Raw genomic sequence first — 21,180 nt, 5'->3', positions numbered from 1 at the left:
TCGGATGACGCCCACGGTTCGATGGACGATCACGCTGCTGCTGGCGGCGACAGGCGTGTTTTCCGCCCGCGCGGACGACGCGGTCTACAAGTGCCGGGGCGACGTGTTCCAGGACCATCCCTGCGACGGCGCGGTCCCGGCTGCGCCTGCATCATCGACCGTGCCGCCCCCGCCTGCTTACGACGAGCGGGCACTGGAGCGCGAACTCGACCGGTTGCAGGCGCTGGGCGTGGGCATGATCCAGCGAACCCTGCCCGAGACGCAGCCGCCGCGGGTGGCGCCGGTGTCGAAGATGCACGGCTTGTTCAAGCCGGAACCGCGCCTGTCCCGCATGGCGCGCGAGTTGCGCGACCGGGCGATCACCGCGCGCATGCAGGCACAGGCCGAACACGGCAATGCGGTATCGGCCGCAAAGCTTGGCCAGGTGATCGAACAACAGGAGCAGTACTGCGGCGGCGAACTGGCGAAGCTGCCCACGGTGGGCATGAGCGATGAGGCCTTCCGCCAGTGCACCATGCTGGCCCGCTTTGGCGAGGTGGACCAGATCGTGGTGAGTCAGGCCGACGGCGTGGCGTTGCGGCTGTACGTATTCCCCACGGCCGGGGTCCGCGTGTATTCCATCGGCGGCGTGGTGACCGCGATCAAGCCGTGAGCGGAGGGCCCACGAGGCGGGCAAGACCGACGCGCTGAACGGACGACCGCCCCGCCCAGTCGATTGTTGACAATCGTTCGCATTCGCGTTCTCATATGCGTCATGTACGTCTGCATGTGCAATGCCGTCACCGACCACGACATCCGCCGCGAAGCGGCCGATGGCGTGCAGACGTTTGCCGAATTGCAGGCGCGCACCGGCTGTTCGGACTGTTGCGGCTGCTGCGGCGACGAAGCCCGCGCCACCTTCGAGCAGGCTCGCCGGCAGGTGCTCTGCCAGCTTCCGCTCGTCGCCGCCTGAGCCGACCTCGGGCTTCGCGCCCGGCGGCAAACCATTGGCATTCTCATTTCCGTCCTGACCGTCGCGGAGTTTGTATAGTCCGTGGGTCCGTCGCGATGGAGGAAAGGCCATGAAGGGTGATGCCAAGGTCATCGAGTTTCTCAACAAGGTGCTCTACAACGAGCTGACCGCGATCAACCAGTATTTTCTGCATGCCCGGATGTACAAGAACTGGGGCTACACCGAGCTGGCCGAGCACGAATACAAGGAGTCGATCGACGAGATGAAACACGCCGATCGGCTGATCGAGCGCATCCTGTTCCTCGACGGGCTGCCCAATCTGCAGCGGCTGGGCAAGCTGCGCATCGGCGAGCATCCGGTGGAAGCTCTGCAGGGCGACCTGGACCTGGAGCTGGCCGCCACCGTCGACCTGCGCGAGGCGATCGCCTACAGCGAAGGCATCGCCGACTACATCAGCCGCGATCTGTTCAAGCACATCCTGCATGACGAGGAAGAACACATCGACTGGCTGGAAACCCAGTTCAACCTGATCAAGGACATCGGCGCGGAACGCTATCTGCAGAGCAAGATGCAGAGCTGACGCCGGTCGCGCAGCGCGCACGCCGCCACGGCGCATCCGCGCGGGCGTGCGCCCGTTCCTTGACGCTTTCGTCACGCCCGGGCTATACCTCGGGTTTTCCGGGAACGTCCTCCCATGGGTTCACGACCACCTCCGCGTCTCGTGGTGCGCAGGCACGACGACGTCGGCCATCGCTGGCGCCGCCTGGGGTGGGGTTTGGCGTGGTTGGCCAGCCTGCTGGCGGTGGGCGCGGCGGTGCATGTGCTGGGCGTGCGCGGCACGCCGGCAGTAGTCGACCACAAGCAGCAGCGTGCGCTGCTGGCAGAGGTCGACGATCTCAAGCAGCAGGTGGCGAACCTGCAGCGCGCTGGCCAGGTCAACGAGGTGGCCACCAGCGCCTTGCGCGGCACTCTCGCGCAGCGCGAGAAGGAGTTGAGTGCGCTGCGTTCGGACCTCGGGTTCTATTCGCGCCTGGTCGCCGGCAACGATCAGCGCCAGGGCCTCAAGCTGCAGGAGGTGAAGCTGCAGCCGATCGCCGGTTCGCGCGGCTGGACGCTGATCCTCAGCCTGACCCAGAACGCCAAGCGCGGCGCCGAGGTCAACGGCCATGCCACGGTCAGCGTGGAGGGCATGCGCAAGGACAAGGTCGTGACGCTGGACTGGCCGGCGCTGGGCGACGGCGCGCAGAAGGACGGCCTGCCGTTCCGCTTCACCTATTTCCAGCAGTTGCAGGGCACGATCGTGCTGCCCGCGGATTTCCGGCCGACACGGCTGCGCATCCGCGTCGATCCGGCCAGCGGCGAGACCTTCAGCCGCACCGTGGCGTGGAGCGCCGCCTTGTCCGGCAACATCACCACCGCCGAGGGAGACCGAGATGCTCAACCGTAGACGCAGCGACCGCAACCGCGGCAGTTCCGAAACCAGCCTGATCGCCCGCGGCACGGTGATCCGCGGCGACTTGCGCTTCAGCGGCGCCTTGCACCTGGACGGACGCATCGAAGGCACCGTGCTGGCCGAGGGCGACGATGCCATGTTCACTCTGAGCGAGCATGGCGAGGTGGAGGGCGAGGTGCGCGTGCCGCAGGCGGTGATCAACGGGCACATCACCGGCGACGTGTACATCAGCGTGCGGCTGGAGCTGGCGCCGCTGGCGCGCATCGACGGCGACCTGCGCTACCACACGCTGGAAATGGCTGCCGGCGCCCAGGTCAACGGGCACATGGCGCGCCAGGCCGAGCCGGCGCAGCGCGCGCTGGCGGCGCCGGCGACCGACGCCACCGGCAGCGACGAGGAAGCCTTGCCGGCCTGACGCGCTATGCTTGCATCTGTCCGCCTTCATCCCCATTCAGATCACCATGGAAACCATCGTCGCAATCCCCGATTACCGCAGCGGCGGCACTCCGCTGGAGTTCACCGCGGCCGCCGCGCACAAGGTGCATGAGCTGATTGCCGAGGAAGGCAATCCGCAGCTGAAGCTGCGCGTGTATATCTCCGGTGGCGGCTGCTCGGGGTTCCAGTACGGCTTCACCTTCGACGAGGCACAGGCCGAGGACGATCTGGCGGTCGAGCGCGAGGGCGTCACGCTGCTGTGCGATCCGCTGTCGCTGCAGTACCTCACCGGCGCACAGATCGACTACGCCGAGAACCTCAGCGGCGCGCAGTTCGTGATCAGCAATCCGAACGCGAAGACCACCTGCGGCTGCGGCTCCTCCTTCACCGCCTGACCTCCTCGCCATGGACCAGGCCAGGCTGCCGCGCCCCAACACCTTCGCCGGCCTGAGCCTGGTGCTCGACCGCATGGCTGAGCATCGCGACGAGGCGACGTGGGTGGCCGCGCAGGCACGCGCCGACACGGCTCGCTACCTGCTGCTGGATGCCACCGGCGAGGCCTATCTCCGCCGCGACGACGACGCGCTGCGCTGGCTCACCGCCGCCGAACGTACGCAATGGCTGGCCGACACGCGTGCCAGCTTGCTCGGCATCGCGCACGAGCGGCCGCACTTCCTGCTGGTAGTGAGCGATCGCGAGCAGGGCGACGCGCTGGAAACCGCGCTGGACGCACGTCGCATGAGCCTGCGCAGCGCCGGCCTGTTGCTGCCTGCGGACGAGGCCGGCCTGTTCGCCTATGCCAAGGGGCTGTCGCACTGGCAACGCGAGACGCAGTTCTGCGCGTACTGCGGCGGGCCGTTGCAGCTGGTGGCCGCCGGGCATCGGGCGCAATGCCGCAACCCCGATTGCGCGCGACTGCATTTCCCGCGCACCGATGCGGCGGTAATCATGCTGGTGGAGCACGACGGCGCCTGCCTGCTGGGCCGCCAGCCCGGCTGGCCGCCGCACCGCTATTCCACCCTGGCCGGCTTCGTCGAGCCGGGCGAGGCGCTGGAAGATGCCGTGCGCCGCGAGGTGGCCGAGGAATCGGGCGTGATCGTGGACGAGGTGCGCTACCACTCCTCGCAGCCGTGGCCGATGCCGGCGTCACTGATGGTCGGCTTCATCGCCACCGCGGTATCGCGCGAGATCCGCATGCGCGACCTCGAACTGGAGGATGCGCGCTGGTTCACCCCACAGCAGATCGTCGACGGCATCGCCGACGGCAGCTTCCTGCCGTCCACACGCTTGTCGGTGTCCTACCGGCTGCTGGCGCACTGGCTGCACGGGCGCGCCGGACTGGACCTGGACGCGTTGACCGCCGTCGCACCCGTCGCCTGATCCCTTCCGGCGGAACTCCATCGCGGCGCGCGGGTCGTTGTCCGGGTACCCGGCCACGGATGGACCTCTCCCATGCACCCGACTCACCGCTTTCCGGCAGCGATGCGCGCATCGAGCGGGCGCGTCGCCATCCACGTGGCGGTGATCGGCGTGCATCTGGCGGCATGGCTGGTGTGTTTCCATGCCAGCCCGCGCGTCTGGCGGCCCGCCGCACTCTGGCGCCATCCGCCATCGACGCCGCTCACCCTCCGGTTGCTGACGGTGGTAGCCACGGCCGCACCGCCCAGGCGGCCATCGCAGCGTCCTTCGGTACGGCACCCTCCGCCGCCCCGAGGCATCGTCACGTCACCGAAGCCCACACCGCTGCCGGCGACGTCACCGGCGCGCGAGCGCAGCGCGATCACCACCAAAGCCGACGTACCCGGTTACGTCGCCGGCGGCAATCTTCTGCGCGGCGGGATGTCCATGCCGCGCCCGGTCCGCCTGCCCGGCTCCTCGACGCCGATCGTGGAGGGTTTCCGCATGGTCGACCCGCGCATGCAGGGCGTCGGCGGCGCCGTGCGCATGGTGCAGGCGTTGTTCGGCGTGGTCGACCCGCACTGCATGGACGTGGAGGTCTGGCGCGGCATGACGCCGGCCGAGCAGTTGGCCCGGCACATCAGCTCCACCGACGTCGAACGCACCGCCGAGCGCTACCACTGCGGGCCCGGCTGAGCGGCGAGCGCCAGCGGGCTGCACACGCGCTCGTTACAATGCGGCCATTGTCCGGGAGTGCGTCACCATGGCCATCCGTCTGCTCGTTGCCCTGATCGCCCTTGGCCTGCTGCATGTCTCGCCGCAACTGGCCAGCTGGCGCCGCGACGGCCTGTTCCGGCGCTGGGTGGCGCAGTTGTCCGACACCAGTGGCGCCGGCCGCGTGGTGCTGGCGCTGGCCCCGCCGCTGCTGCTGTGCGCACTGCTGGTGTGGCTGTTCGGGCACACCGTACTGGGCGAGTTGCTGCCGCTGCTGTTCGCCGTGGTGGTGCTGATCTACTGCTTCGGTCCACGCGAGTTCGAGCGTGACCTGGAGGCGATCCTCGCCGCGCCCGACGACGTCAGCCGCGAGGCGGCGGCGCAACGGCTGTCCGACGACGGGCGCCCGGTGCGCTGGCACGCCCCGGCGCTGGGCGAGGCGATCGTCTATGCAGCGTTGCGCCGACGCTTCGCGGTGCTGCTGTGGTTTTTCCTGCTCGGCCCGGTCGGCGCGCTGCTGTACCGGCTGGCGCAGACGCTGGGGCGCGACGACTCGCTGGCGCTCGACGGCGACAGCCAGCATGCCGCCCACTACCTGGCCAACGCGCTGGACTGGTTGCCGGCCCAGGTGCTGACCTTCACCCTGGCCGTGGTCGGCCACTGGGATGCGGTGATCGAGGCGTGGCGGCGCTGGCACATCCAGGCCACGCCGACCAGCTGGTATCAGCGCGGCCCCGGCTTTCTCGGCGCCGCGGCGCAAGCCGACGTGCGTATCGACGTCGAGGCCGGCGACGGCTATGCCGAGGAGCACAGCGATCCGCTGGACGAGCTGCGACGCCTGCGCGGCGCCTTGCTGCGCGCCTTGCTGGCCTGGCTCAGCGTGATCGCCTTGCTGGTGATCGGCAGCTGGGTGAGCTGAAGCCGGCGGGCGGGGCCGGCTTGGACCAGCTACGCCAAGGCAGGGCGGGCACTGCCCGCCGCTTGCCCCGCCGCGCTCAGGCAAGCTCCCCGCGCAATTCGCGAACCCTGGCTTCCAGCGATGCGGCGCTGGCCGCCTGCGGCGGCACCGGCGCATCCACGACCAGTTCCACCCGCGCCCGGAAGCGCCGCGGCAGGCGCAGGCGGCCGAGCCGGGTGTCGCGCCGGCTCCACACGCTACCCCACAACCCCCGCAGCGCCAGCGGCACTACCGGCACCGGGCGCCGGGCCAGGATCTTCTCCAGCCCTGGCCGGAATGGCGCGATCTCGCCGTCGCCGGTCAGGCCGCCCTCGGGGAAGATGCATACCAGCTCGCCGTCGGCCAGCGCCGCGTCGATCGCGTCGTACGCCTGCTGCAGCACGACCGGATCTTCCTTTTGCCCGGCAATCGGAATCGCCTTGGCCGTGCGGAACACGAAACGCAGCAGCGGGGTGTGGAAGATCCGGTAATACATCACGAAGCGCGCCGGCCGCCGCAGGTTGGCCATCAGCAGCAGCGGGTCCATGAAGCTGACGTGGTTGCACACCAGCAGCGCCGGACCTTCCTCGGGCAGATGCTGCATGCCGTCGACGCGCACCCGGTACAGCGTGTTCACCAGCACCCAGGTGATGAAGCGCATCAGGAACTCGGGCACCAGGGTGAAGATGTACACCGCCACCAGCACGTTGAACAGGGCGGCCAGCAGGAAGATGGTGGCCGCGTCCATGCCCAGCCGGCCCAGCACCAGCCCGAACACCGCGGCCAGCACGATCAGCAAGGCATTGATGATGTTGTTGCCGGCGATTACCCGCGACAGCCGCTCGCGCGGCGTGCGCGACTGCACGAAGGCAAACAGCGGCACCACGTAAAAGCCGGCGAACACGCCGATCGCGGTGAGGTCGAGCACGATGCGCCAGCTGCCGGCGCCGTGCAGGAACGCCAGCCAGTCCAGTCCGCGCGTGGCCGCAAGCCCGTGCCGGGCCAGGTACAGGTCGATGCCGAACACGGTGAGGCCGAACGCGCCCAGCGGCACCAGGCCGATCTCCACCCGCTTGCCGGACAGCTTCTCGCACAGCAGCGCGCCGACGCCGGTGCCGATCGAGAACAGGGTCAGCACCAGCGTGTTGACCGAGCCGTCGCCGCCCAGCGTCTCGCGCGTGTAGATCGGCAACTGCGCGATCAGCACGGTGCCGAAGAACCAGAACCACGAGATGCCCAGCACCGCGTTGAACACCGCGCGATCGGCGCGGGTGATGCCCAGCACGCGGGCGGTCTCGCTGAACGGGTTCCAGTTGAACTTCAGGTCGGGCGCGGTCGCCGGCGCGGCCGGAATGCGCCGGCTGGCCAGATAGCCGGCCACCGCCACCGCGATGGTCGCGCCGGAGGCCAGCATGGGCCCCACGCCGGCCACCAGCATCAGCGAGTTGCCGGCGATCATGCCCACCAGCATCGCCATCTGCGTGCCCATCTCGACCAGGCCGTTGCCGCCGACCAGTTCCTCGTTCTTCAGTGCCTGCGGCAGGATCGCGTACTTGATCGGCCCGAACATGGTCGAGTGCATGCCCATCATGAACAGCACCACCAGCAGCAGCGAGGTGTGGTGGGTGTAGAAGCCGTACGCGGCCAGCGTCATCGCCGCGATCTCGAACAGCTTCACGTAGCGGATGATGCGGCTCTTCTCGTACTTCTCCGCCAGCTGGCCGGCGGTGGCGGAAAACAGGAAGAACGGGATGATGAACAGTGCCGGCGCCAGGTTGGTGTAGAGCCCCACGGTGCGGTCGTCCAGCCCCATCTGGAACGCCACCAGCATCACCAGCGCATTGCGGAACGCATTGTCGTTGAAGGCGCCCAGCGCCTGGGTCCAGAAGAACGGCGCGAAACGCCGCTTGCCGAGCAATCCGAATTGGCTCATGCCTTGTCCTGTGATGGGTCCCCGGCGCCACCACGGCCGGCGGCGACCGGGCGACGGTAGCAGCTGCGGCGCACCGGACGAAAGATCGGCATGGCATGAAACTCCCCGCCATTCGCGCGGTCGCAACCTGGTTGCCGGCGCCGGTTCGGGGTCGACGGCTTGGCACGGCACCGGCGGCGGGCGCAAAATGCTGCGTGGACGACCCGGTTTTCCCGCCGCGGCGATCGTCCCCGAAATCTTGCGCCCCGGTGCAGTCTCCTACCCTACCGACACGGCCACTCCCATGAGCAAGTCCTCTCCCCAGGTTTCCGGCGGCACCTTCGCCGACCGCATCCGGCTGCTGATCCAGCGCGTCGGCAGCGCCACCGAGATCGCCCGCATGTGCGGCTTTTCCGAAGGCGTGGTGCGCAGCTGGCGAGACGGCAATACCGACCCCTCGCGCGCACGCTGCGTCACCCTGGCGCGCACGCTGGGCATCTCGCTGGTATGGCTGGTGGCCGGCGAGGGCGGCATCCAGATCGACCCGACCCCGACCATGCAGGACGACCAGCACAGCAGCCAGGTCGTGCGCACCCAACGCGTCCACGCCAAATCCGGTACGGTCACTCGTCTGCCGTTGTCCGCGCAGATGCAGGGGTTGGACCCGCAGCGCCTGAACACGGCGATGCAGATGCTGCAATCCGAACTGGAACTGGCCGGCAGCCCGCTGGGCCTGGCCGAGAACACCGACCTGCTCACCGAGCTGTACGAGATCCTCGGCCCGGGCGGCGTCAACGTGGACGCCGGCGCGATGATGGCGTTCAACCGCCACCTTGCCCAGCGCCTGCGCAAGGATCGCCTGGCCTCCACCACGGCCTGAGATCCGGGCGCACTCCCGCGGGGTGGGCGTTCGCCCGTTCCGCGGTTCGGCGTCAGAGCAGGGCGATGTCAGCCACGGTGCTGAACTGGCTCTTCAACTGATTGAGCAGCGCCAGGCGGTTGGCCCGCACGGCGGGGTCTTCGGCGTTCACCAGCACGTTGTCGAAGAACGCATCCACCGGCACCTGCAGTTGTGCCAGGCGGGCCAGCACGGCAGCGTAATCGCCAGCGGCCTCGGCCGCGGCGCTGTCCTGCCGCGCGGCGGCCAGCGCATCGGCCAGGTCGCGCTCCGCCTCCGCCTCGAAACAGGCCGGGTCGACCGTCCGCCCGATCGGCGGCGCACCGGCCTCCTCGGCCTGCTTGCGCAGGATGTTGGCGACGCGCTTGTTGGCCGCGGCCAGGCTCGCCGCCTCGGGCCGGCGGCCAAACTCCACCACCGCGCGCAGGCGCCGGTCGAAGTCGGCCACGCTGGCCGGCTGCACCGCCATCACGGCTTCGAAGGCCCCGTGTTCGAAGCCCTGTTCGGCGTAGTAGCCGCGCAGGCGCTCATGCACGAAGTCGAGCAGCTCCTCCAGCAGGATCGCACGCCGCGCGCCCGCCTGCAGGGCCGGCGGCTTGCCGTCCTTGCCGGGCTTGAGGCCGGCCGCCAGCGCGGCATCGGGCAACTGCTCCAGCGCCTCGATGAAACTCGCGCGCAGGTCCAGTTCCAGGCCGCCCTCGATCAGGGTGCGCGCCAGGCCCAGCGCCGCGCGGCGCAGCGCGAACGGGTCCTTGTTGCCACCGGGTTTCATGCCGATGGCGAAGATGCCGGCCAGGGTATCGAGCCGCTCGGCCACCGCCAGCACCTGACCCAGGGGGTCCGCGGCGATGCGGTCGCCACCGAAGCGCGGTTGGTAGTGGCTGTCCAGCGCCTCGGCCACCGCCGGCGGTTCGCCGTCATGGACGGCGTAATAGCGCCCCATCACGCCCTGCAGCTCGGGAAACTCACCGACCATGCGGGTCAGCAGGTCGCACTTGGCCAGGCTGGCGGCGCGCGTCGCCAGCGCCGCATCGACGCCGATCCGGTTGGCCACCACCCGCGCCAGTTCGGCCACGCGCACGCTCTTGTCCCACTGGCTGCCCAGCGCCTGCTGGTAGGTGACGTTTTTCAGCTGCTCCTGGTAGCTGGCCAGCGGCGTCTTGAGGTCCTCGTCCCAGAAGAACTTGGCGTCAGCGAAACGCGGCCGGATCACCCGTTCGTAGCCACGGCGGATCTCAACCGGGTCCTTGCTCTCGATGTTGGCGATGCCGATGAAGTGTTCGGTCAGCTTGCCCTCGGCGTCGAACACCGGCACGAATTTCTGGTTCGCCACCATGGTGGTGACCAGTGCCTCGGCAGGCACTTCCAGGAAGCGGCGCTCGAAGGTGCAGGCGATCGCCACCGGCCATTCGGTGAGGTTGGCCAGCTCGTCCAGCAGCGCGTCATCCAGTTGCGGCGTGCCGCCGGTGCCTTGCGCGGCGAGCTCGATCTGCTGGTGGATGCGCTGACGCCGCTCGCGCGGATCGGCCAGCACCTTTGCGGCGCGCATCGCGTCGAGCCAGCCATCGGCGTCGGCCACGTGCACCGGTTGCGGATGCATGAAACGGTGGCCGCGCGACTTGCGCCCGCTGGCCAGGCCCAGCACTTGGCCGTCGACGATGTCGGCGCCGTGCAGGATCACCAGCCAGTGCACCGGGCGCACGAAACTGTAGTCGTGGTCGGCCCAGCGCATCGGGCGCGGGATCGGCAGCGCCTTGAGCGCCTCGTCGATGATCTCCGGCAGCAGGGCCGCCAGCGACTGGCCCGGCCTGACCGCACGCCAGACAAACCACGCGCCCTTGTCGGTTTCGAGCTTCTCCAGCTGGCCGACGTCGACGCCGCATGAGTGCGCGAAACCGAGCAGGGCCTTCGACGGCCGCCCTTCGGCGTCGAGCGCGGCGGCCACCGCGGGGCCGCGGCGTTCGATGGATTGCGCCGGCTGCGCCGCCGCCACCGCGGGGATGAAGGCCGCCAGCCGGCGCGGCGAGGCGTAGGCCACCGCCTGGTCCAGCCCGGCGCTGACGCCGCGCGCGGCCAGCCCGCCCACGATGCCGCGCAGGAATGCGGCGGACAGCTCGTCCAGTGCGCGCGGCGGCAGTTCCTCGGTGCCCAGTTCGATCAACAGCGACTTGCCGGCGTTCATGCGGCCTGCTCCTGGTGGGCACCAGCGTGCTTGAGGCCGGGAAAGCCCAGCTTCTCGCGTTGCGCCACGTAGGCCTCGGCGACGGCACGCGACAACGCGCGCACGCGCAGGATGTAGCGCTGGCGCTCGGTGACGCTGATCGCGCGGCGCGCATCGAGCAGGTTGAAGGTGTGGCTGGCCTTCATCACCTGCTCGTAGGCGGGCAGCGGCAGGTTGGCCGCCACCAGCTTGTTCGCCTCGCCCTCGCAGACATCGAACCAGCGCAGCAGCTCGGCCACGTTGGCGTGCTCGAAGTTGTAGGTGCTCTGCTCGACTTCGTTCTGGTGGAACACATCGCCGTAGGTGACGGTGCCGCGCGGGCCGTCAGTCCAGACCAGGTCAAAAACGCTATCCACGTTTTGCAGGTACATGGCCAGGCGCTCCAGGCCATACGTGATCTCGCCGGTGACCGGCCGGCACTCGATGCCGCCGGCCTGCTGGAAGTAGGTGAACTGGGTGACCTCCATGCCGTTCAACCACACCTCCCAACCCAGTCCCCAGGCACCCAGCGTGGGTGATTCCCAGTTGTCCTCGACGAAGCGCAGATCGTGCACCAGCGGGTCGAGGCCGAGCTCCTTCAGCGAGCCGATGTACAACTCCAGGATGTTCTCCGGGTTCGGTTTCATCACTACCTGGTACTGGTAGTAGTGCTGCAGGCGGTTCGGGTTTTCGCCGTAGCGGCCGTCGGTGGGGCGACGCGACGGCTGCACATAAGCGGCCGACCAGGGCTCCGGGCCGAGCGCACGCAGGAAGGTGGCCGGATGGAACGTACCGGCGCCCACTTCGGTGTCCAGCGGCTGCAGCAGTACGCAACCCTGCGCCGCCCAGTAGCGGTTGAGGGTCTGGATCACATCCTGGAAGGTGCGCGCGGACATGGCTTTCCGTGACCTGGGTTAAAGCGCGTTAGTATAGCCGCAGCTCGCTTTGCGGCTGGAATTTCCGGCTGGCGGAGCCTCGCACAGGACACTTGCCGGATGGCTGCATCGCCACAAATTGCCTCGCTGCTCGGCCGTCGTGGCCGACTCGAACTGGACGAGGTGCTGGCCGCGCTGGTGGTCGACGGTTACGCGCTCGCCGAGGATGCGAAGAACGTGCGCATGGGCGCGCGCGCCGGCCGCAGCACGGTGGAGCTGCACCCGCTGGTGGTGATCGCCAACGCCAAGTTGATCAACCAGCGCGAGCCCGGCCGGCCGTTGAGCCTGGAGACGCTGGCCGAGTGGCTGGCCGGCCATGCCGGCTTGCCGTACCTCAAGATCGATCCGATGAAGATCAACGCAGCCACGGTCACCCAGGTGGTGAGCCTGGCCTACGCGAAACGGCACCGCATCCTGCCGATCGCGGCGACCGTGGGCGAGGTGACGTTCGCCACCAGCGAACCGTTCGACGACGCCTGGGCGCCCGACCTGGCCCACATGCTGCGGCGGGACATCAAACGCGTCGTGGCCAGCCCGATCGACATCAACCGCTACCAGCAGGAGTTCTACGGCGTCCAGCGCTCGATCCAGCTGGCGCAGGACGCCAAGACCGGCAGCGACAGCTCCTCGGCGATCCTCAACTTCGAGCAGTTGGTGGAGCTGGGCAAGAGCGGCGAGGTCGGCGCCGACGATCGCCATGTGGTGCACATCGTCGACTGGCTGCTGCAGTACGCCTTCGAGCAGCGCGCCTCGGACATCCATCTGGAACCACGACGCGAGACCGGCTACATCCGCTTCCGCATCGACGGCGTCATGCAGAAAGTGTTCGAGTTGCCGGCGCCGGTGATGACCGCAGTGACCGCACGCATCAAGATCCTCGCCCGCATGGACGTGGCCGAGAAGCGCCGGCCGCAGGACGGCCGCATCAAGACGCGCTCTGCCTCCGGGCGCGAGGTGGAGTTGCGCATCTCGAACATGCCCACCGCCTTCGGCGAGAAGGTGGTGATGCGCATCTTCGATCCGGATCTGGTGGTGAAGGATTTCGCCCAGCTGGGTTTCTCGCCGAGCGAGGCGGAGAACTGGCGCAACATGGTCGAGCGCCCGCACGGCATCGTGCTGGTCACCGGCCCCACCGGCTCGGGCAAGACCACCACGCTGTATTCCACACTCAAGCACCTGGCCACGCCAGAACTCAACGTGTGCACCGTGGAGGACCCGATCGAGATGGTCTCGCCGGAGTTCAACCAGATGCAGGTGCACGCGGCGATCGACCTCGATTTCGCCGCCGGTGTGCGCACGCTGCTGCGGCAGGACCCGGACATCATCATGGTCGGCGAGATCCGCGACCTGGAAACCGCGCAGATGGCGGTGCAGGCCTCGCTCACCGGACACCTGGTGCTGTCCACGCTGCACACCAACGACGCGCCCAGCGCGGTCACCCGCCTGCTCGATCTCGGCGTGCCGCACTACCTGATCCAGTCCACCCTCACCGGCGTGGTGGCGCAACGCCTGGTGCGCACGCTGTGCCCGCATTGCAAGCAGGCCACCACCCAGGACCCGCTGGCGTGGAACGTGCTGACCCGCGGCTGGTCGATGCCGGTGCCGGCGCAGGTGTACCGGGCGGTCGGCTGCCTGGAATGCCGCAACACCGGCTTCATGGGCCGCACCGGCATCTACGAGATGATGAAGCTCTCGCCGCATCTGCGCGGCATGATCTCGGCCGAACTCGACCTCAGCGGCTTCGGCCAGGCTGCGTTGGACGAGGGCATGCGCCCGCTGCGCATCTCCGCCGCCGACCAGGTCGCCGCCGGACTGACCACGGTGCAGGAAGTGCTGACCGTGTTGCCACCGATCGACGCCTTGGCCGATGATCCGCACTAGCGCGTCAAACCTCCCCCGAGACACCGCATGAAACCCGTCCTGATCATCCGTACCGGCCGGGCGCCGGACAGCATCCGTGCGCGCCACGGCGATTTTCCGCACTGGTTCCGCCTCGCCGCCGGACTGCGCCCGGAGCGCCTGCGCATCGTCGACGTGGCGGCCGGCGAAACGCTGCCGGCGGCGGGCGAGGTGGCCGGCGCCATCGTCACCGGCTCGGCCGCGATGGTCACCGAGAAACTACCTTGGAGCGAAGCGACCGCCGGCTGGATCCGCGACGCGATGGACGCCGAGGTGCCCCTGTTCGGCGTCTGCTACGGCCACCAGCTGATGACGCACGCGTTGGGTGGACGGGTCGATTACCTGCCCGGCGGGCGTGAGATCGGCACCCAGTCGATCGGGGTCAGCGCAGGGCAGGCGCACGACCCGCTGGGCGCTGGCCTCCCCGCCAGTTTTCGCGCGCACACCACGCACGAGCAGAGCGTGCTGGAGCCGCCCGCGGGGGCGCAGATCCTGGCCAGCTCGGCACGCGACCCGCACCAGTGGCTGCGCTACGGGCCGAACGCGATCAGCGTCCAGTTTCATCCCGAGTTCAACGCCGAGGTGATGCGCGCCTACATCCGGCGCAAGCGCCACGACCTGCATCGCGAAGGTGCCGACGCCGCGCGCATCTTCAGTGACGTGGCCGCCACCCCGATCGCGCGCCGATTGTTGCGCCGCTTCGCCCATCTGCACGGTTGGGCCGGCGACTGAGCCGCCATCAGCCGCGCAAGCGCCTGGCGATCGCCTCGCGCGAGAACAGCGCAAACCCCACGCCGAACACGAAACCGCCGATGTGCGCCCACCACACGTAGGCACCATAGCTGGGCCCGGCATAGCTGAACAGCAATTGCAGCAGCACCCACATGCCGATCAGCAGGAAGGCCGGCACGCGCACGAACTGCAAATACAGGCCGAGCGGCAACACCAGGCCCAGGCGTGCCCGCGGAAACAGCGCCACGTAGGCGCCCACCACCGCCGATACTGCACCGCTGCAGCCGATGATCGGCAGGCGCACGCCGGCCAGCGACAGCGCCCCGATCAGGTTGGCCACCACGCCGCCGATGACGAACAGCACCAGGAAGCGCAACGATCCCAGCGCACGCTCACCGGGCAAGCCGAAGATCACCAGGAACAGCAGGTTGCCCAGCAGATGCAGCCAGGTGACGTGGATGAAGAGCGCCGTGAACAGCCGCAGCAGCGCCGGATCGGTCAGCTGCGGCAGCAATGGCTCGTGCGCATCGAAGATGTTCGCCGGCACCGTACCCCACTGCAGCAGCAGCGCGATGCGCTGCGGCGCCGGGATCATTGCCAATCCGACGAAACAGACCACGCACAGACTGACCAGCAGCACGGTCGCCCAATGCCAGCGCGGCCGGCGGCGCGTTTCCACATGGACAAACAAAAGCCATCCCTCCGCCTCGCCCGCGCGCTGGCGCGTGACCTGGCCATCATAGGCGATCGCTGCCGCATGACCTTGACGCAATGCGGCTCTTGGCCGGTGGCTGTCGCAAGGTCACCCGAGCGCAGGCCACCCCGGAAAGGAAGGCCCGCGGGGGACAAGCTCCCTGGCGGTGACCTGTTGCAGGTTGCGGGCGGCGGTGGCGGCGGCAGAAAAGAAAAACCCCCACCGTTGCCGGTGAGGGTGTTTCGGGATAAAGCCCCTGGCGGTGACCTACTCTTGCATGGCAAAGCCACACTACCATCGGCGCATGCGCGTTTCACTTCTGAGTTCGGGATGGGATCAGGTGGGACCACGCCGCTATGGCCGCCAGGGAAGGGGTGGGAGCAGCGCGCGTGCGCCAGCTCCACGTTTCTGAAGAGACGGCCCTGACGGCCGGCTCTTCCGCGAAAGATCCCTCGAGGTGTTGAAGAGTCCGCCATGGATGGCGAGGTGTTGACTCTTCTTTCCGTGAGAGGGATCTCACGTGAGATAAATCGTAAACGAGTGACAAGCGTCGAGGTGAAATTCAAACGTTTCGAGACAGTGCTCGAGGCGGCTCCTTTGAAGAGTCCGGCCAGGGATGGCCGGTGGCTCCGCAGAGGGACCTGCGTCAAACAAAGCCACTTGGGGTTATATGGTCAAGCCGCACGGCTCATTAGTACAGGTAAGCTCAACGCATTGCTGCGCTTCCACATCCTGCCTATCAACCACCTGGTCTTGATGGTGCCTTCAGGAGAGTCAAGCTCTCGGGAGATCTCATCTTGGGGCGTGCTTCCCGCTTAGATGCTTTCAGCGGTTATCACTTCCGTTCATAGCTACCGGGCAATGCCTCTGGCGAGACAACCCGAACACCAGCGGAACGTCCACTCCGGTCCTCTCGTACTAGGAGCAGCCCCCCTCAAATCTCCAACGCCCACGACAGATAGGGACCGAACTGTCTCACGACGTTCTGAACCCAGCTCGCGTACCACTTTAAATGGCGAACAGCCATACCCTTGGGACCGGCTACAGCCCCAGGATGTGATGAGCCGACATCGAGGTGCCAAACACCGCCGTCGATATGAACTCTTGGGCGGTATCAGCCTGTTATCCCCGGAGTACCTTTTATCCGTTGAGCGATGGCCCTTCCATACAGAACCACCGGATCACTAAGACCTACTTTCGTACCTGCTTGATCCGTCGATCTCGCAGTCAAGCACGCTTATGCCTTTGCACACAGTGCGCGATGTCCGACCGCGCTGAGCGTACCTTCGTGCTCCTCCGTTACTCTTTGGGAGGAGACCGCCCCAGTCAAACTACCCACCATACACGGTCCCTGACCCGGATAACGGGCCGAGGTTAGAACGTCAAGCACTTCAGGGTGGTATTTCAAGGATGGCTCCATGCAAACTGGCGTCTGCACTTCAAAGCCTCCCACCTATCCTACACAGAAGAACTCAACGTTCAGTGTAAAGCTATAGTAAAGGTTCACGGGGTCTTTCCGTCTTGCCGCGGGAACGCTGCATCTTCACAGCGAATTCAATTTCACTGAGTCTCGGGTGGAGACAGCGCCGCTGTCGTTACGCCATTCGTGCAGGTCGGAACTTACCCGACAAGGAATTTCGCTACCTTAGGACCGTTATAGTTACGGCCGCCGTTTACTGGGGCTTCGATCAAGAGCTTCGCCTTGCGGCTGACCCCATCAATTAACCTTCCAGCACCGGGCAGGCGTCACACCCTATACGTCCACTTTCGTGTTTGCAGAGTGCTGTGTTTTTGATAAACAGTCGCAGCGGCCAGGTTACTGCGACCCATCGGTGCTCAGCTACGCATGTAGCCACACTGATGGGCGCACCTTCTCCCGAAGTTACGGTGCCATTTTGCCTAGTTCCTTCACCCGAGTTCTCTCAAGCGCCTTGGGATTCTCACCCTGCCTACCAGTGTCGGTTTACGGTACGGTTCTTCTACAGCTGAAGCTTAGTGGCTTTTCCTGGAAGCGTAGTATCAGTCACTTCGCCCAAAAGGGCTCGTCATAAGTGCTCGGCATAAAGGATCCCGGATTTGCCAAAGATCCATGCCTACCTCCTTTCCCCGGGACAACCAACGCCCGGTAGACCTAACTTTCTCCGTCCCCACATCGCACTGTAGAAAAGTGCGGGAATATTAACCCGCTTCCCATCGACTACGCATTTCTGCCTCGCCTTAGGGGCCGACTCACCCTGCGCCGATGAACGTTGCGCGAGGAAACCTTGGGCTTTCGGCGGGGGGGCTTTTCACCCCCCTTATCGTTACTCATGTCAGCATTCGCACTTCCGATACCTCCAGCAGACTTTACAATCCACCTTCACAGGCTTACGGAACGCTCCTCTACCGCGCACATTGCTGTGCACCCCGAGCTTCGGTGTCTAGCTTAGCCCCGTTAAATCTTCCGCGCAGACCGACTCGACCAGTGAGCTATTACGCTTTCTTTAAAGGATGGCTGCTTCTAAGCCAACCTCCTGGCTGTCTATGCCTTTCCACATCGTTTTCCACTTAGCTAGAACTTGGGGACCTTAGCTGCGGGTCTGGGTTGTTTCCCTTTTCACGACGGACGTTAGCACCCGCCGTGTGTCTCCCGGATAGTCTGTCCTGGTATTCGGAGTTTGCCATGGTTTGCTAAGTCGCGATGACCCGCTAGCCATAACAGTGCTCTACCCCCAGGAAGATTCGTCCGAGGCGCTACCTAAATAGCTTTCGAGGAGAACCAGCTATCTCCGAGTTTGTTTAGCCTTTCACTCCTATCCTCAGCTCATCCCCATCTATTGCAACAGATGTGGGTTCGGTCCTCCAGTGCGTGTTACCGCACCTTCAACCTGGCCAAGGATAGATCACTCGGTTTCGGGTCTACTGCCTGAGACTATGCGCCCTATTCAGACTCGATTTCTCTTCGCCTCCCCTATACGGTTAAGCTTGCCACAGACAGTAAGTCGCTGACCCATTATACAAAAGGTACGCAGTCACCCTTGCGGGCTTCCACTGCTTGTACGTATACGGTTTCAGGGTCTATTTCACTCCCCTCTCCGGGGTTCTTTTCGCCTTTCCCTCACGGTACTAGTTCGCTATCGGTCAGTCAGGAGTATTTAGCCTTGGAGGATGGTCCCCCCATGTTCAGACAAGGTTTCACGTGCCCCGCCTTACTCAATTTCATATCAAGTGCCCTTTCGTCGACTGGGCTATCACCATCTATGGCCGGCCTTTCCATGCCGTTTGACTAGAACACAAGATACTTTTGGGCTAGTCCGCGTTCGCTCGTCGCTACTGACGGAATCTCGGTTGATTTCTTTTCCTCCGGGTACTTAGATATTTCAGTTCCCCGGGTTCGCCTCGCATGACTATGTATTCATCATGCGATACCGCTTGCGCGGTGGGTTTCCCCATTCGGACATTGCCGGATCAAAGCTTGTTGCCAGCTCCCCGACACTTTTCGCAGGCTGCCACGTCCTTCATCGCCTCTGACTGCCAAGGCATCCACCGTATACGCTTAGTCGCTTGACCATATAACCCCAAGTCGCCTCGGGGCATGCCCCCTCCTCAGGGGCAGCCAAGTTACTTCGTTTCGTGCCTTAACACTTGCCTCGGTTCGGTTCGAACCAAGACGCTTGTCACTCGTTTACGTGTTTTCAAAGAACATCGTGCCGGCCTCAATGCCGGTCGATTTCAAATCTTTTGTGTGCTGATATTTTACGCAGCGACATCCTGGTGGAGCCTATCGGGATCGAACCGATGACCCCCTGCTTGCAAAGCAGGTGCTCTCCCAGCTGAGCTAAGGCCCCGTCGAAGGGATATCCGGATTGTTCCGAACCTCGGAACAATGGTGGGTCTGGGTGGACTCGAACCACCGGCCTCACCCTTATCAGGGGTGCGCTCTAACCACCTGAGCTACAGACCCAGAGATCGAGCCCCAGAACCTACACCAGCCTCTCTCGAACTTCCGTTCGGAGCAGCTTTTGTTGAAGAGTCCGGCCACGGATGGCCGGTCTTGATGTTCGCTCTTCGCAAAAGGGACTTTGCGTAAAATACAGGTGTCTTGTGTGGACGTCTTGCACCGATCGGTGCGACGTGTCGTTCTCGAAAGGAGGTGATCCAGCCGCACCTTCCGATACGGCTACCTTGTTACGACTTCACCCCAGTCATGAACCACTCCGTGGGCGTCGTCCTCCTTGCGGTTAGACTAACGCCTTCTGGAGCAACCCACTCCCATGGTGTGACGGGCGGTGTGTACAAGGCCCGGGAACGTATTCACCGCGGCATAGCTGATCCGCGATTACTAGCGATTCCGACTTCATGGAGTCGAGTTGCAGACTCCAATCCGGACTGGGATCGGCTTTCTGGGATTGGCTCCACCTCGCGGTATTGCAACCCTCTGTACCGACCATTGTAGTACGTGTGTAGCCCTGGCCGTAAGGGCCATGAGGACTTGACGTCATCCCCACCTTCCTCCGGTTTGTCACCGGCAGTCTCCTTAGAGTTCCCGACATTACTCGCTGGCAACTAAGGACAAGGGTTGCGCTCGTTGCGGGACTTAACCCAACATCTCACGACACGAGCTGACGACAGCCATGCAGCACCTGTGTTCCGATTCCCGAAGGCACTCCCGCATCTCTGCAGGATTCCGGACATGTCAAGGCCAGGTAAGGTTCTTCGCGTTGCATCGAATTAAACCACATACTCCACCGCTTGTGCGGGCCCCCGTCAATTCCTTTGAGTTTCAGTCTTGCGACCGTACTCCCCAGGCGGCGAACTTAACGCGTTAGCTTCGACACTGATCTCCGAGTTGAGACCAACATCCAGTTCGCATCGTTTAGGGCGTGGACTACCAGGGTATCTAATCCTGTTTGCTCCCCACGCTTTCGTGCTTCAGCGTCAGTGTTGTCCCAGATGGCCGCCTTCGCCACTGATGTTCCTCCCGATCTCTACGCATTTCACCGCTACACCGGGAATTCCACCATCCTCTGACACACTCTAGCTCGCCAGTATCCATCGCCATTCCCAGGTTGAGCCCGGGGATTTCACGACAGACTTAACGAACCGCCTACGCACCCTTTACGCCCAGTAATTCCGATTAACGCTTGCACCCTTCGTATTACCGCGGCTGCTGGCACGAAGTTAGCCGGTGCTTATTCCTCAGGTACCGTCAGACTGCACACGTATTAAGCATGCAGATTTCGCTCCTGATAAAAGTGCTTTACAACCCGAAGGCCTTCTTCACACACGCGGCATTGCTGGATCAGGCTTGCGCCCATTGTCCAATATTCCCCACTGCTGCCTCCCGTAGGAGTCTGGGCCGTGTCTCAGTCCCAGTGTGGCTGATCATCCTCTCAGACCAGCTAGCGATCGTCGCCTTGGTGGGCCATTACCCCGCCAACTAGCTAATCGCACATCGGTTCGTCCTGCCGCGCGAGGCCTAAAAGGTCCCCCGCTTTCTCCCGTAGGACGTATGCGGTATTAGTCCCGGTTTCCCGAGGTTATCCCCCACGTCAGGGTAGATCCCGATGCATTACTCACCCGTCCGCCACTCGCCACCCAAGGAGCAAGCTCCTCTGTGCTGCCGTTCGACTTGCATGTGTTAGGCATGCCGCCAGCGTTCAATCTGAGCCAGGATCAAACTCTTCACTTAAGTTTTCGATGACCGAAGCCATCTATCTTTCCGAAGCGTATGTTCCCAACCAATCAAAACTCATTACTGACTTTTTACTTGGTGGGACGCTTGCATTGCTTGGACAGGTCACGACCCATCAACGCAAGACGTCCACACAATTCACCTGCGCACACTGTCAAAGATCTTCGCTGCCCGACCGCCTTTCGGTGATCGCCCCGTGACCTTTCGTCCCGGGTGAGCCGCCCATTCTACATCGCTTTCCGAGACCGTCAACACCTTCAGGGAAGTTCGTCGAGGTGTCGCATGTCGCGCCCCATGGCGTTGGGCCGACGTGGGCCGCGAATCATACGGCCTGCGCTTTTTTTGGC

Annotated in this window: 17 protein-coding genes, 2 tRNA genes and 3 rRNA genes; 13 read left to right on the top strand and 9 right to left on the bottom strand. The window is 65.1% G+C overall.

Annotated elements, in window-relative coordinates; translation table 11 throughout:
* Positions 1 to 4: 4 nt before the first annotated feature.
* From ACVCMC_RS14345 to ACVCMC_RS14305, 9 genes are all read left to right on the top strand, one after another.
* On the top strand, positions 5 to 652 hold the full coding sequence (locus ACVCMC_RS14345) for a hypothetical protein (protein ID WP_447097783.1): 648 nt from the start codon (positions 5 to 7) through the stop codon (positions 650 to 652).
* A 102-nt stretch (positions 653 to 754) separates the two neighbouring features.
* Positions 755 to 952 carry a (2Fe-2S)-binding protein gene (locus ACVCMC_RS14340; protein ID WP_395136000.1) on the top strand — a complete coding sequence of 66 codons (198 nt, stop codon included), beginning with the start codon at positions 755 to 757 and terminating at the stop codon, positions 950 to 952.
* A gap of 109 nt (positions 953 to 1,061) precedes the next feature.
* Complete coding sequence (gene bfr / locus ACVCMC_RS14335) at positions 1,062 to 1,532, top strand: bacterioferritin (RefSeq protein ID WP_395120634.1); 471 nt, start codon at positions 1,062 to 1,064, stop codon at positions 1,530 to 1,532.
* 114 nt (positions 1,533 to 1,646) lie between these two features.
* Positions 1,647 to 2,399, top strand: a complete 753-nt coding sequence (locus ACVCMC_RS14330; protein ID WP_395120635.1) for a DUF6776 family protein — start codon at positions 1,647 to 1,649, stop codon at positions 2,397 to 2,399.
* Positions 2,386 to 2,820 (top strand): bactofilin family protein, encoded by a 435-nt coding sequence (locus ACVCMC_RS14325; RefSeq protein WP_395120636.1) that lies wholly within the window; start codon positions 2,386 to 2,388, stop codon positions 2,818 to 2,820. The genes ACVCMC_RS14330 and ACVCMC_RS14325 overlap by 14 nt, the downstream gene beginning before the upstream one ends.
* A 46-nt stretch (positions 2,821 to 2,866) precedes the next feature.
* Positions 2,867 to 3,235 carry an iron-sulfur cluster insertion protein ErpA gene (gene erpA, locus ACVCMC_RS14320; protein ID WP_447097782.1) on the top strand — a complete coding sequence of 123 codons (369 nt, stop codon included), beginning with the start codon at positions 2,867 to 2,869 and terminating at the stop codon, positions 3,233 to 3,235.
* A 10-nt stretch (positions 3,236 to 3,245) separates the two neighbouring features.
* Positions 3,246 to 4,220 (top strand): NAD(+) diphosphatase, encoded by a 975-nt coding sequence (gene nudC / locus ACVCMC_RS14315; RefSeq protein WP_447097781.1) that lies wholly within the window; start codon positions 3,246 to 3,248, stop codon positions 4,218 to 4,220.
* A 72-nt stretch (positions 4,221 to 4,292) separates the two neighbouring features.
* Positions 4,293 to 4,934 carry a hypothetical protein gene (locus ACVCMC_RS14310; RefSeq protein WP_447097780.1) on the top strand — a complete coding sequence of 214 codons (642 nt, stop codon included), beginning with the start codon at positions 4,293 to 4,295 and terminating at the stop codon, positions 4,932 to 4,934.
* 67 nt (positions 4,935 to 5,001) lie between these two features.
* A complete protein-coding gene (locus ACVCMC_RS14305) occupies positions 5,002 to 5,871 on the top strand; it encodes a beta-lactamase induction protein (RefSeq protein WP_447097779.1) in 870 nt (289 codons plus the stop codon).
* Between the two features lie 76 nt (positions 5,872 to 5,947).
* On the opposite strand, the gene ACVCMC_RS14300 is transcribed toward ACVCMC_RS14305, so the two are convergent.
* The gene (locus ACVCMC_RS14300; protein WP_447097778.1) at positions 5,948 to 7,822 is read right to left on the bottom strand and encodes an MFS transporter; all 1,875 of its coding nucleotides are present in this window, start codon (positions 7,820 to 7,822) and stop codon (positions 5,948 to 5,950) included.
* 283 nt (positions 7,823 to 8,105) lie between these two features.
* On the opposite strand from ACVCMC_RS14300, the gene ACVCMC_RS14295 reads away from it, so the two are divergent.
* Positions 8,106 to 8,681 carry a helix-turn-helix domain-containing protein gene (locus ACVCMC_RS14295; protein ID WP_395120642.1) on the top strand — a complete coding sequence of 192 codons (576 nt, stop codon included), beginning with the start codon at positions 8,106 to 8,108 and terminating at the stop codon, positions 8,679 to 8,681.
* A gap of 52 nt (positions 8,682 to 8,733) precedes the next feature.
* Here the strand turns inward: ACVCMC_RS14295 and glyS are convergent, their stop codons facing one another.
* Positions 8,734 to 10,881: a glycine--tRNA ligase subunit beta gene (glyS, locus tag ACVCMC_RS14290; protein WP_447097777.1), complete on the bottom strand. Its 2,148-nt coding sequence runs from the start codon at positions 10,879 to 10,881 to the stop codon at positions 8,734 to 8,736.
* The gene (glyQ, locus tag ACVCMC_RS14285) at positions 10,878 to 11,795 is read right to left on the bottom strand and encodes a glycine--tRNA ligase subunit alpha (protein ID WP_447097776.1); all 918 of its coding nucleotides are present in this window, start codon (positions 11,793 to 11,795) and stop codon (positions 10,878 to 10,880) included. The genes glyS and glyQ overlap by 4 nt, the downstream gene beginning before the upstream one ends.
* A 99-nt stretch (positions 11,796 to 11,894) precedes the next feature.
* Between glyQ and ACVCMC_RS14280 the strand changes: the two genes are divergently transcribed.
* On the top strand, positions 11,895 to 13,715 hold the full coding sequence (locus tag ACVCMC_RS14280) for a GspE/PulE family protein (protein ID WP_447097775.1): 1,821 nt from the start codon (positions 11,895 to 11,897) through the stop codon (positions 13,713 to 13,715).
* A 27-nt stretch (positions 13,716 to 13,742) separates the two neighbouring features.
* Entirely contained in the window at positions 13,743 to 14,465 is a 723-nt protein-coding gene (locus ACVCMC_RS14275) for a glutamine amidotransferase (protein ID WP_395120646.1), read from the top strand.
* Between the two features lie 7 nt (positions 14,466 to 14,472).
* Here the strand turns inward: ACVCMC_RS14275 and ACVCMC_RS14270 are convergent, their stop codons facing one another.
* The 6 genes from ACVCMC_RS14270 to ACVCMC_RS14245 form a co-directional block, all read right to left on the bottom strand.
* Entirely contained in the window at positions 14,473 to 15,156 is a 684-nt protein-coding gene (locus ACVCMC_RS14270; RefSeq protein WP_395120647.1) for a rhomboid family intramembrane serine protease, read from the bottom strand.
* A gap of 257 nt (positions 15,157 to 15,413) precedes the next feature.
* Positions 15,414 to 15,527 (bottom strand): 5S ribosomal RNA (gene rrf, locus ACVCMC_RS14265).
* 302 nt (positions 15,528 to 15,829) lie between these two features.
* Positions 15,830 to 18,708: ribosomal RNA gene (locus tag ACVCMC_RS14260) — 23S ribosomal RNA — on the bottom strand.
* A 202-nt stretch (positions 18,709 to 18,910) separates the two neighbouring features.
* A tRNA-Ala gene (locus ACVCMC_RS14255) sits at positions 18,911 to 18,986 on the bottom strand.
* Between the two features lie 39 nt (positions 18,987 to 19,025).
* Positions 19,026 to 19,102, bottom strand: a tRNA-Ile gene (locus ACVCMC_RS14250).
* Between the two features lie 182 nt (positions 19,103 to 19,284).
* Positions 19,285 to 20,830: ribosomal RNA gene (locus tag ACVCMC_RS14245) — 16S ribosomal RNA — on the bottom strand.
* The 16S, 23S and 5S rRNA genes sit together here with 2 tRNA genes alongside, the layout of an rRNA operon.
* A gap of 8 nt (positions 20,831 to 20,838) precedes the next feature.
* Between ACVCMC_RS14245 and ACVCMC_RS14240 the strand changes: the two genes are divergently transcribed.
* Positions 20,839 to 21,033, top strand: a complete 195-nt coding sequence (locus tag ACVCMC_RS14240) for a hypothetical protein (protein WP_395120256.1) — start codon at positions 20,839 to 20,841, stop codon at positions 21,031 to 21,033.
* The last annotated feature ends 147 nt before the right edge of the window (positions 21,034 to 21,180 follow it).

The organism is Rhodanobacter sp. UC4452_H20 (assembly GCF_052978205.1).
This window is presented reverse-complemented; position numbering and strand designations above follow the sequence as displayed.

Excerpts from the sequence above, each read along its gene's own strand:
- ACVCMC_RS14345 (WP_447097783.1), top strand. The coding sequence starts at position 5 with ATGACGCCCACGGTTCGATGGACGATCACGCTGCTGCTGGCGGCGACA.
- glyS (WP_447097777.1), bottom strand. The coding sequence starts at position 10,881 with ATGAACGCCGGCAAGTCGCTGTTGATCGAACTGGGCACCGAGGAACTG.
- ACVCMC_RS14300 (WP_447097778.1), bottom strand. The coding sequence starts at position 7,822 with ATGAGCCAATTCGGATTGCTCGGCAAGCGGCGTTTCGCGCCGTTCTTC.
- ACVCMC_RS14295 (WP_395120642.1), top strand. The coding sequence starts at position 8,106 with ATGAGCAAGTCCTCTCCCCAGGTTTCCGGCGGCACCTTCGCCGACCGC.
- erpA (WP_447097782.1), top strand. The coding sequence starts at position 2,867 with ATGGAAACCATCGTCGCAATCCCCGATTACCGCAGCGGCGGCACTCCG.
- ACVCMC_RS14310 (WP_447097780.1), top strand. The coding sequence starts at position 4,293 with ATGCACCCGACTCACCGCTTTCCGGCAGCGATGCGCGCATCGAGCGGG.
- ACVCMC_RS14240 (WP_395120256.1), top strand. The coding sequence starts at position 20,839 with ATGACCGAAGCCATCTATCTTTCCGAAGCGTATGTTCCCAACCAATCA.
- nudC (WP_447097781.1), top strand. The coding sequence starts at position 3,246 with ATGGACCAGGCCAGGCTGCCGCGCCCCAACACCTTCGCCGGCCTGAGC.
- ACVCMC_RS14305 (WP_447097779.1), top strand. The coding sequence starts at position 5,002 with ATGGCCATCCGTCTGCTCGTTGCCCTGATCGCCCTTGGCCTGCTGCAT.
- ACVCMC_RS14325 (WP_395120636.1), top strand. The coding sequence starts at position 2,386 with ATGCTCAACCGTAGACGCAGCGACCGCAACCGCGGCAGTTCCGAAACC.
- glyQ (WP_447097776.1), bottom strand. The coding sequence starts at position 11,795 with ATGTCCGCGCGCACCTTCCAGGATGTGATCCAGACCCTCAACCGCTAC.
- bfr (WP_395120634.1), top strand. The coding sequence starts at position 1,062 with ATGAAGGGTGATGCCAAGGTCATCGAGTTTCTCAACAAGGTGCTCTAC.
- ACVCMC_RS14340 (WP_395136000.1), top strand. The coding sequence starts at position 755 with ATGTACGTCTGCATGTGCAATGCCGTCACCGACCACGACATCCGCCGC.
- ACVCMC_RS14275 (WP_395120646.1), top strand. The coding sequence starts at position 13,743 with ATGAAACCCGTCCTGATCATCCGTACCGGCCGGGCGCCGGACAGCATC.
- ACVCMC_RS14280 (WP_447097775.1), top strand. The coding sequence starts at position 11,895 with ATGGCTGCATCGCCACAAATTGCCTCGCTGCTCGGCCGTCGTGGCCGA.
- ACVCMC_RS14330 (WP_395120635.1), top strand. The coding sequence starts at position 1,647 with ATGGGTTCACGACCACCTCCGCGTCTCGTGGTGCGCAGGCACGACGAC.